3 protein-coding genes are annotated in these 11,205 nt (G+C 69.4%); all 3 read left to right on the top strand.

Translation table 11 applies throughout. From position 1 onward, the window contains the following. A partial coding sequence (locus ACQEVZ_RS40355; protein WP_433376551.1) for a hypothetical protein occupies nt 1-791 on the top strand: 791 nt, incomplete at its 5' end. A 610-nt stretch (nt 792-1,401) separates the two neighbouring features. Further along, nucleotides 1,402-2,091, top strand: coding sequence for a hypothetical protein (locus ACQEVZ_RS40350; protein ID WP_433376548.1), 690 nt, complete (start codon nt 1,402-1,404; stop codon nt 2,089-2,091). A 364-nt stretch (nt 2,092-2,455) separates the two neighbouring features. Further along, nucleotides 2,456-10,627: a hypothetical protein gene (locus tag ACQEVZ_RS40345; RefSeq protein WP_433376545.1), complete on the top strand. Its 8,172-nt coding sequence runs from the start codon at nt 2,456-2,458 to the stop codon at nt 10,625-10,627. Nucleotides 10,628-11,205 lie beyond the last annotated feature (578 nt).

Raw genomic sequence — 11,205 nt, 5'->3', positions numbered from 1 at the left:
CGGATGGCGCCAAGATCCTGCTTCGGGAGCTCCGGCCGGACACCGATGGCCGAGCCGGCGTCGCGCTGCTGCCGACCGCTGACCTGAGGCCCCTGGCCGGAAGGCGGTGGCTGCCTCCGGGCAAGCTTCCGGTGCTCGTGGTCGTAGCGTCAGTGGGCCGCCTGCTCGTGCCCGTCGAGGACGAAACCGGCGAGCGTCTGGTGACACTGACGCCGGAGCAGATGGCACAGGTAACCGGCGTGCGTATCCCGCCGACGGCGGCGATGGCGTTGCTGACCTGCGACGACACGATCATTCCAGGAATGACGGCGCGACGGTTCCAGGCCGAGCGGCGCCGGCAGTCCGGCGCCGAGCCCGTCGGTGACCTGCTCACCGTTCCCGATGCGATCATTCTCGGTGGCAGCGGCGGACTGCTCACCACGGAGCACGGCCGGGCATGGGTGCTGGACACCGGCGGCGACCTCGACGGCTCCGGCTGGGACGTTGTCAACGACCTGAACGCGTTCGACTTCGACGGCTTCTTCGCCGCGAGTGGCACCCCGGACGGTCTGCATCTGTCCGTGCCGGCCGGGCACGGCGCCGAAGGTCAGCTGGCGACGTTGACCCACGCGACGTTCCGGCACCTTTCGGGTCCCGCCCAGCCGGCGAGGTCGTCCAGGGATTCCGTGCAGTGCTCGAGGCGCTGCAGCGCACCGGCTGGGTGGTGCAGGTCCTTCCGTGGGGGGTGTGGGTGCGGCCGGCCGACCTGCCAGCCGCACGGGTCGCCGAGAAGGTCCGTTCGTACCCGGTAGGCGGCCTCACGCAGGAGCGGAAGGTCGTTCTGGTCGGCGCGCCGGGCCGGGCGCTACCGGCGGCCGTTGAGGAGGCATTCAGGCCACTCTACGAGCAGCTGCCGTCGAAGGTCGCGGCCCGGGTGGACGTGGTCCGGCTGAGTGCGCCCGTCACGCCGGCTCCGGATGCGCTCCGGGACGACGGGGTCCAGCGGCCGGGAGATCCGCAGCGGGCGCAGCTCCCGTCGACGGTGACGACGGACGGCCGGCTGATGGTGGTCGGCGCGGGCGGGGGCCGGGCTGGCCGGATCCGGGAGGTGTTGCGCACGGCGGGAGCGGTGCCGTTCGGAGTATTGGCGTTGGAGGATGTGGCGGCCCTGCCGGACCTGGTGGCCACGGTTGAGCGGCTGCGGTGGCGTGGCGATGCTCCAGTGGTGTTCGTGCCGCCGGGTGCGGGCGGGGTGGTGGCGGTGGCACGGGTGCTGCGGTCGCAGCAGGTTGCGATGGTGTATCCGCGGTCGGCGGGCTCGGTCACGAGTGGCAGGTGGAGGGGCCGGCGGGGCCTGGGGAACGTTTCGCCGAGGCGGAGCTGTGGGAGGCGCTCATGCATGCTCGTACGTTGTCGCAGCCGATGGCGTTGGCGGATCGTCCGTCGACGGTGCTTGCTGACTGGTTGTCGGCCGCGGACTGGGCCCGGGCACGTGAACTGCTCTCGCGGCACCGGGAGCGGCTGACCGATGACGACACCGTGCGGCAGCTGGGCCAGATCGCTGCCCGGTCGCGCGATGACCGGCGGCTGGCTGTGTTCGAGGCGGTGCTGCGCCTGGCGCGGGCTGGTCATGCCGATGTGGCGTTCAAGTATCTGGGTCGGCGGCAGCCGGCGGACCGGGTGCGATTCCTGCTCGGGACGGTGCGCAAGCAGGATGTTCCGCCGGCCTTGCTGGCGGGGTTGATCAGGCCGGCGCGGTGGGTAGCCGCCGGCGAGGATGATGAGGCCGATATCGTGCTGCAGATCGCGGTGGAGACCGTCCTGACGCTTGGACGGTTGGAGCTTGACGACGCTGAGCGCAAGGCCATCCTCTGTCTGCAACCGGCTCATCGTGGCCAGTGGCTGGATGAGCGGCGAACGATTGTCGGCCTCATCGGCGAGGAGCTCGGTGCTGCCGGCGCTGATCTCGTCAACGCCATCGGGACCTGGCGAGGATCGTGGTGCGGTGCGATCCGGCAACGGTTGATGCCTGACCAGGGACGTACGACGGGGACTGCGCCCCGCGACACCAAGCCGGTGCCGGCTGGCGGCCTGCCGTGCCCCGGGGCATGACGGCCGCCGGCGACCGATTCCGGGTGACGGCGGTGGCGGGAACAGGGACTGGCCGGCTCCCCGGCGGTCGGCCGTAGGTTTGAGGCGGAGTGCCGCGTCGTCTCAGGGGAGTCATGCTGCCGGCAGATCAACGACTGCTGAGCCCGCGCCGGCACTGCGGATCGTGCCCGCCCCGCGCGGCGTCGTGGCCTGGCCTCGGGCCGCCGGCGGCGAGACAGCGACCGAGGTGCGCACGCACGCCAATCGATGACATTAACATAGTTGCCCGGACCGGGGTGTTGTGATGCCGACTGTTCTTCCGTGTCCGCCGTGGCGGGCGACGTCGCTGCCGCGCGGTGTGCTGGTGCGGCCGAGGAGTGCGCCGGTGCGTCCGGAAGACCGGCTCGTGCGCTACGGGTCGAAAGCCACACCCTCTGGGGAGATACGGCTCATTCTCGGCGCCGACCTGCTCGACGATGATGTGTTGCTTGAGTATCTGAGGTCGCTGCCGGCGCGGGTCCTCGAGCGGGTGGTGGTCGACGCGAGTGTGGTCGAGGAGAGCATGGTTGAGACCCGGCCGCCGGTTGAGGAGCTGGTGGCTGCGGCGGCTCGGCTGGGCGTGCCGGTGGAGACGCTCTGGTTCGGTGAGGCCCCGCAGGACGTGGACTGGGATCGGCTGGAGTTGCTGAATCGCGAGGGTGTGCCGGCCGGCATGCCGTTCGCGCGGACCGTCCGTGCGCTGCCGCCTGGTGTCCAGGCGCGCCCGCCGGCGGCCGGCCTTTCCGGGCCACGGTTGTGGCCGGAGACATTCAATGTCTCCGCCGGGGCCTATCTGCCGCCCGGCGATGACTCCGGCCTGGAGACCGCCGAGACCCGTCATCTCGCGGAGTTGTATCCGGTGGTTGTGGGCATGTTCGTCGTGTTCGTACATGGCCACGGTGCCGCAATCGTGTGGAAGGAGGAGGTGTACGACGCGGGCCGGTTCGTCGCCGCGATTCCCCGGATCGCCGCAGCGCGTGGCATGCCGCTTCGCAGCAGCCAACACCGGAACACGCTGTTCGCGTTCGACGCGCTGATGGTGGTAAATCTCTCCCCGCCGGAGTACAGCCTCGACGAGGGGTTCGGCAGGCAGGTAAGTCAGTCGCTCGGCCGGCAGGTCGTCCTCGTCGAAGGGCTGACGCCGATTCCCCTGTCTGACAGCGGCGCCGAGCCGGAGCAGTTCACGACGGCAAACGGGTCGCCAGCGCGGTCGTTCCGTCCTGACGGCAGCCCTCCGCAGCCGCTCGCGCCGGCGTTGCACGACACGCTGCGATTGCTGTTTGCCTTCTCCCGGCCGGGCGTGCCGTTGAACGACTTGGAGTTTCCTGAGCTGCTGCGTACGTTGCACATCACGTGGGGCAGTACTCAGGCCGCGCACGTGCGCAGGTGGATTGACATGATCGGCCGGGTCCCGGGCAACCTGCCGGAGCTGGCCACCATGTTCGCCGTGAGCCAGATGGACCTGTTCAACCTGAGCCAATCGCTGGCCGTGCACCCGCGCGCGTTCCGCCTGGTCGCCGGACTGCTGCCGGCCGCCCTCGCAGACGGGCACAAATTGGCATGGTCCCGGCTGCAGGTTGCGTTGCACGACGCCGGCGTGCACAACGGCTTAGATCTGGTGCTGCTGCTGGAGCTCGCAGACCGGCACGTGCTCAATCCCGCCGACCTGCCGGTGCTGCGGTCGTTGGCGCGGCGGGGGTTGCCGGTGGAACTCCTGCATTACCTGCCGTTTGAGGCCGTGCACCGGATGCTGGTCCGTGAACGTCGACGAGTCACCGCACCGGCGTCTGCGGCAGAGCTGGTCACGCAGTGGGACCTGCGGCACGAATCGGCGCTGCGTACGCTCGCGTTCCGGCTGCAGGTGACCGTCGAGGACCTTCCCGGGCTGTATGGCGAGCTTCTGGACAAAGTGGTGAAGCGGCTGTTGAAGGAGGGTCAGGGCGTCAAGCTGCCGGGCCGCGACGAACCTGCATGGCACAGCCCGTACAGCACGTTGGTCGATGGCTGGGTGACGAAGCTGGTGGCCGAGGTCGAAAGGTCGCTGCGAACGGAATGGGGCGTCTCGGCGAACACCCTCGCATGGGCGATGGGTGCCTCCGGACAGCTGGGCTTCCCGGTGACCGAGCTGGCCGGCGTCCCATCGACCCGGCTCTGGGACATGCTGGTGGCCCAGACGCTGATGCGCGGCGGTGCGCGTGCGACCGTATCGATGCTGGCAATGGTGGCGTCGTCCGGCGAGGCGGATTTGCCGCCGAACATGCCGGAGCCGGTCGGCGTGCTGACGCGCGACCCGCACCGTGCGCCGGACTACACGCCGTCGGGCAGGGTGGCACAGCCCAGCGGGTCGGCAGCGCCGCCGTATCAGGAACGCGACGTGCGGGAGGTCGACCGGCTGGGCAGGCGGCTCCACCTGAGCCCGCAAGACCTGGCGAGGCTCGTCCGGCTCACCGCCACGATCGGCCGGGCCCCGACCGACCTCGCCGCGCTGGCGCACCGGATGGACATCCCGGCGCAGCTGCTGCTCGAGGTCGCGGAGGGCCTCGGCGTCGAGCCGAGGCACCTCTGGCCCTTCCGGAAGTTGCTGCGCCGCGCGGATTCGGAGGGCCGTCGGGGTCTGCCGGTTCGTTGGATCGTCGTTACGCTGGAGAGGCTGGCGACCAACGCGCTCGGTCCGGTCCACGATCCCAGCGCAGATGCTCCGCAGATGATTTCGACGTTCCTCTGGCTGGTCACGGCCGCGCAGCTCGATGCTGACCAGGAACTGACCTTCCTCCGCCGGCTCCACAGGTTTTCCAGCTTGATGAGACGCGCCCACCTGAGAGACGAGCCGCTGGACGTGGTGCTGAGCCACAGCGGGCGGACGGAAGATGCCAGCTTCGACGATGGACGGGGGGACGTGGAGCTGAGCCTCAGCGGGCAGACGGAAGATGCCAGCTTCGACGATAGATGGGGGGCCGTGGACGAGGTCCTGGTCGGTGACACAGCGCCCTACGGCAAGCTCCTGCTGGACTACTGGGCGGCGCGGTTGAAGGTCGACCGCGCCGACGTCACCACGTTCGTCGAGAAGTATCCCGGCTCCAGCCTCGACGTCCTTATTCAGTTGGCTGAGGGCAAAAGAATCAAGGGCGCGGCGCTGCTCCGGTATGCAACAGCGATCGGCCGCGTCCCGGTAGAGCTGGCTTCGTTCGCAGGCAGTCCGCTGGTGAAAATCGGCGAGGTGGTGTCGGTGGGGACCGCCTTGGAGGTCGACCCGCACCTGACGACCCCCGTGGTTCTCCAGGCCAACCAGCAGCTCGACGCGCCGCCGCAATCTGAGCGGCTGGACACGCTGAAAACAGTGCTGGTCCCAGAGCTCGGGCTGGACCCGGCGCTGATCCTGAGCGTCATGTACGACTTCCGATGGTTCTTCAGTACGCGTCGGCTGCCCCAGGCGACTGATCTGGCCGAGTGGCGTGCGATTGCGTGGGGTGTGTCACCTGCTGTCGTCGCCGACTACGGCTCCCGGCTCAATCGGCTCCAGCACACCGCGCTCACCCAACTGGTGTCGGAGCTGGTCGCCAGCCTGTATCCGGACGAGGCGCTCCAAGACCAGCCGGCGTGGACCCGGCTCTTCGGTCAGATCCACATGAGCCGCACACTGCTCGAAATGTACATTCTGCGGATCGGTCGGGTGCCGACCGACCTCAGCACGGTCGCGGCGCGCCTGCGGGTGGACCACCCGTCGCGGCTGCTGGCACTGGCCGCCCGGCTCAACGTCGATGTCCGTGTGTTACGGGACTCCGACGGAGTGGCACGGCTCAACCGGCGCGGGCACCGTAAGCATCTGCTGAGCGGCGTGGAGGACCTCGCCCAGGAGATCGAGCGCCGCGAAGACTGGTCGGAGCGCGACCGCCCGGAGCGCAACATGCTCGACGACCTGCTGTGGCTCGCCGCTCACACCGGGCGGGTCCCGGCCGACCTGCTCAACCTCGCCGACAGCGCCAATCGCGATCTGTCCGTCACCCTTCTGCTCGCCGTCGCTCGCGATCTCAAGGTGGACCCGCGCTTGGTGGCGGCTCTGGTGCGGGAGCGGACATCCGGCGTTGTCAACGCGACCGCCCCGCCACGGTTGAGCCGCCTTGCCGACGAGCGGCGGCGAGGGACAGAACGGGATACTGCGATGACCGATGTGCTCCGTGCGGCGACGGGCGAGCCGCAGGATGGTGTTTCTCTGCGGCAGGCGATCGTCGACCGGTACCGGGGCTGGGCCGATGCGTTGTTTCGCGACCACCGTCTGCCTGAGTCCGACATCTGGTCGTTCTTCACCTGGCTCGACGGGGACCGGGAGCGCGCGTCCACCTACCCCAGTCAGGCGACCGTGCTGGTGCAGCAGTGGTTCAACCATGCACTCATGAACCTTTCCCCGGTCATTTCCTGGCTGTCCGACGCCCGGCAGTGGCACGGGCTGCTGCTTTCAGCCGCGGGCCGGCTCGGCGTCAGCGCCGAACGGCTGACTGTGCTGAGCCTGCGGGTTGGGCGTGCGTTGACCGATGTCGCCGAGCTGGCACGCCGGGCTGGGGTCGAGGACCCGGTACGGTTGCTGGCACTGGCGCATCTCCTCGGGGTCGACCCAGCCGTCCTCGCGGAGCAGGAGTGGATTCGGCGGCTCAACACGTCGCCTGCCGAGGAGGTAGCCGGCTGGGTCCGGCAGGATCCGGTCCGCCGGCGGCGCCTGCCCTCAGCGCCGAGCGTGTCATTGCTGATCATGGTGACAGGGCGGCTTGTGCTCAAGCATGCGGTGGACCCGTCCGAGGTGGTGGCGGTGCTGCGGAGGCTCGTCGAGTCGGGTCTGGACCCGCTGTCCGTGACGGATGCCAGGTTCGTGGCCGTGGTCCAGGCCGAACGGGCGGCGGCCTGGGCGCCTAGCTTCGATGCGTCGGCGGAGGAGATCGCGGACGACTTCACCTCGCGCCCCTGGCTGTCGCATACAGATGTGGTGTCCGCGGCGGACGATGCCGGCGTCGCAAGGCGGGACATGCTGATCCTGGCCCGCCGAGTGGGCAAGCAGCCGACGAGCGTGCGTCACCTCGCCGAGCAATGGGGTAGGGGTGTGTCAAGTGCCAGCCTGTTCGAGCTGGCCGCCTCATTCGGGATCGACCCAGTTCACCTCTGGCCGCTGATAGCAGGCCCGGTGAACGACAGCCAACCGCTGGCCGAGACGATCAGGCGGCGGCGCGAGACCCTCGACACCTTGTCGGCAGAGTCCGGATACGACGCCGCGACGCTGCTCCTGGCGATGAACGACCAGCTGGTATGGATCGACTTCGTCGCCAGCGCAGCGCACGCCCGCAGCATCGTCGAAGCATGGCTCGCCTTCACTGCGGGCCTGGACGTGCCCACCTACCAGAACCTTGCCCGGGAACCCTGGTTCGACCTGGACCGGATCAGAGCGGCGGTCAAATACTTCGCCGACCTGTGGCGCGTCGGCGCGATCGGCAGACCCACCAGCACGTGGATGGAGTCGGAACTGCACGCGAACGGGTCCATCGTCCTGTTGGAGAACGTGACACGGGGGTTGACCTTTGTCAATCAGGGCCCACGTGCGGGGCGGCTGTCGACCACTATCGCCGAACGCGGGCCGTACCGGCTCATGCTGGCGTTGCTGCCGAAGATGGACCTCGGGCTGAGCGGTCATGACGCCGCCGAACTGTACGAGCAGTCGGTCGCCGGCGGGTATGCGCTGGACACCTTGACGCCGGACGTGCTGGCTGCATACGAGGCGGTGTGGAAGGTGCATCGCGACAGGCGTGGGGCTGTGACGAAGCCGGTGGTCGAGGCGCTGCTGGGGCGGTTCGGCCGCCCGTGGCCGTTGCCTGGCGAGCGGCAGCCGACCGTGGTTTACGGCGGGCGCCGGACACTGGAGCCGGCAGCGTCCGGTGATCTCAGGCTGTACCAGCACCTGCTCGGGGTGCCTGCGGACTGGCAGGCCATACAGGCGGCCTATGCCGGACCGCTGCGGGCTGTCCGGGACCTGGACCGCCGCCGTGCCGGCACGCCGGCAACCGAGGACGCGGAAGACGCGGAAGCGCTGGTCGACCTGGCCGGCTTGGGCGAGGAGTACGAGAAGTCCGGCAGTGGGTGGGGGCGTTTCCTGTCCGCGGACGGCGCTCGGGCGGCCGGCCTCAGCGGGATTGTGGAGCACATCGCCGGCACCGCCCGCGGCCGGGGTATCGTGCTGTTGCGTTCGCCCGGCGGCGCCGCACCGCCCAGCGAGCGACTGCTGAATGTTTTCGGCGGTGACGCCGGCGAGGTCGTTTTCATCGACCCGCTGACAGGTGGCCCGGCCGACCTGTCCGGGACCGCGGCGCTCGACGTGTTCTTCCTGGCGACTGAGAGCGGTGTGACCGCGCCGTTCGAGCTGGCCAGCCCGCAGGCCGAGGCGGTGCCCAACCGGCCGCGTCGCAATGTGTCGGATCTCGGGCTGCATCCCGTCGAGGTCGGCCCGTTCCTGGCCGCGCTCACCGGGCCCGTGCCGGTCGGCGCGGCCGCGGCGGACGTCGTGCGCCGTTGGCGGATCGGCTGGTGGAGCGACATGTTCGGGGTGGCACCCGAGGAGATCGAGGTGGACCTCCGGGAGCGGCCCTGGCTGCAGTACTCCGAGATGCTGGCGCTCGCCCGGACGACCGGCACGGCACCCGAACTGATCCGTCAACTGAGCATGACGATCGAGCGGGTCCCAGCCGACCTCCCCGGCCTGGCACGTCGGATCGGGTCGACCTCGCGGCAGCTGTGGGCGTTGTCGTCGACGTTGGACGCCGACCCGTTGCACGTCGCGTCGATACTCGGCGCCGGTGCGGACTACGACGCTGTGACCCGGCTGGAGATTCAGCTCATCCGGGTCGGTCAGCAGGTTGGTGACAGCGCCGCGACGCTGGTAGCGGTGTTGACTGATGAGGGTCTCAACGCCCGCGATCTCGAGGACATCGGCGATGACCTGCTCGTCGAGCGATACAATGCGTGGCTGCAGAATACGCTCGATGTGGCACCGCAGCAGGCCAAGGACCTGATCCACGCGTCGCACACGGTGCATTCGTCCTTGCGCTTGGCCGCGGCTGCGGTCGCGGGCAGCGTCCACGACATTGTGCGAGCCGCCCAGGATGCCGGGGCGAGCTGGCAGCGGGCGACGGTGCAGCGGCTGCAGGCTCATCCGATCATCCGCCAGGACCTCGGACCGGCCACCGGGACAGACCGGATGGACATCGACGATGCCGGCATGGTTGGCCGGTTCCTGGTCGACCTCGTCGAGTTCGTGCAACGGCACGCGTTGCGGCCGCACGAGATCGGGCCGGTCGTCAGCGAGCTGGCCGGCACCGCGCAGACCGCGGACGAGGTGGTCCGCAACTTCCGGACGACGGGCGAGGCGCTCCTGCTGCCCGCCGACGCCAACGAGGTCGACGCCGGCCCGCTCGACCTGGCGGCGGAGCGGGGTGTCGTCACCGAGGAACCGGCGGGCCCCGAGCCGCGTCGGCTGATGCTTCCCGAGGGCGTGACCGAGGTCGAAGGGGTCCTGGTCGTTGGTGCGTCACCGGACCCCGAACGTCCGTTGTGGGGTGTTGTCGGTGGGCATGCGGAGGGGCTGGGCCGGCCCGTCGTCGTGGAGTCACCCGAGGATCCGGCGACGCTGATTGCCGTGGGTCGGGTGCTGGAGCGGCTGCGTTGGAACGGCGAACAGGCAATTGTGGTGCTGGGTGGCGGTGCGTCGCCGGCTCCGGACCTGCTGCGGCTGCTGGCCGGGCATGAGGTCGCATTGGTGCACCAGGCGCCTCCGGCGGCGATGAGCGGCGCGGTGCCGCAGCTGACGAATGTCTGGGCGGTCACCGATCCGGACGGGGTGACCGTGCGGCACGACGGCGCCGAGCTGACCGCCGCGGTGCTGGATGCGGCGGCCCGGACGCCCCGGCCAGCCGGCGATCTGCCGCCGGCGGTGTTTGTCGACTGGCTGACGGCCGGTCCGGAGCGATCCGGTGCTGTGCTGCTCAAGCAGTCCGCCGAGTTGGACAGCGTTGAGGTGCGGCGGTGGCTGCAGGCGATGACCGCCCGGGCTGCGACCGGCGACCAGACCGGTCCGATGCACATCGCCTTGCTGGATTTGGCAGCCCTCGGACATGCCGCGTGGGGGCTGGCCTATCGTGCCGCGCCGGATCCGCGGCAGCGGGCGGCGACGGCCTTCGGCGCCGACCCGGCGCGGTTGCGGAACGCGGCCGACCCACTGGCGAGGCTGGCCTCGGCGACCGCCGTGGATGAGATCGACCGTGCCAACGCGGCCATTCTGGCCGCCATCGACATTGTCCTGGTTCAGGAGCCGGATCTCGGGGAGCATGACCTGTCCGCGATCGTTTGTCTGCCCGGCGATGACCGGCTGGAGTGGTATGCGCGGCTCACGCAGCTACACGGAGTGCTGGGTAGCGACGTCCGGCGCCACGAAGCGCTCGGCGAACTCATCCTGTTGACCCTGAGCTGCAAAGAAGTTGCTTCATGAGGTCCGCGCGCTCGGCTGTCCCGGCGGCTGCAGCGGGCTGACCCTGCCCGGCAACGGCCCATGGAAGGCGCCGGGTCGAGTTTCCTGGAACGTCGGTGTGCCGTGGGGTGTGTTTCGCCCACGTTCCGCAGTTGAGGGATCAACTAGTGCGCGGAACCAGGCATTGAGCTGCGACAACTCACGGCTACCTAGTGGCAAGGCGTGTCACTAGGCGAGGACGTTTCCGCAGGTCAACGGCCTCGGCGGTGCTCCCTGCCCCGTCAGGCGGGAGGTGTAGTGGCATGGATCCTATCGACTCGTTGAACGTCAATTGTCGATGGGTGGGCGCGTCGCGCCCAGTCCTGTATGGCAAACTGCCCACGAATCGATGGCTGTGACGGTCATTGGTGGCCCCGGACGGGCGGTGTTAGGTGGCCCCGGCTTGCCCGTGGCGCGTTGCGCGGATGGCGGCGCGCGGGCTTCAGGCAAAGCGATGAACAGCGATGCGTGTGACGGTTGATTGTGGCCCCACCGGTGTCCTGGTGTTAATGCACGGCCCCGGCGTTGTTCTTCTTTGTCGGTTTTGATCACGGTTTGTT

The sequence above is a fragment of the Dactylosporangium sp. CA-152071 genome (assembly GCF_050936335.1).
GTDB classification, from domain to species: Bacteria; Actinomycetota; Actinomycetes; order Mycobacteriales; family Micromonosporaceae; genus Dactylosporangium; species Dactylosporangium maewongense.
Note: the sequence above shows the minus strand (reverse complement) of the source record. Positions and strands in the feature narration are given on the sequence as shown.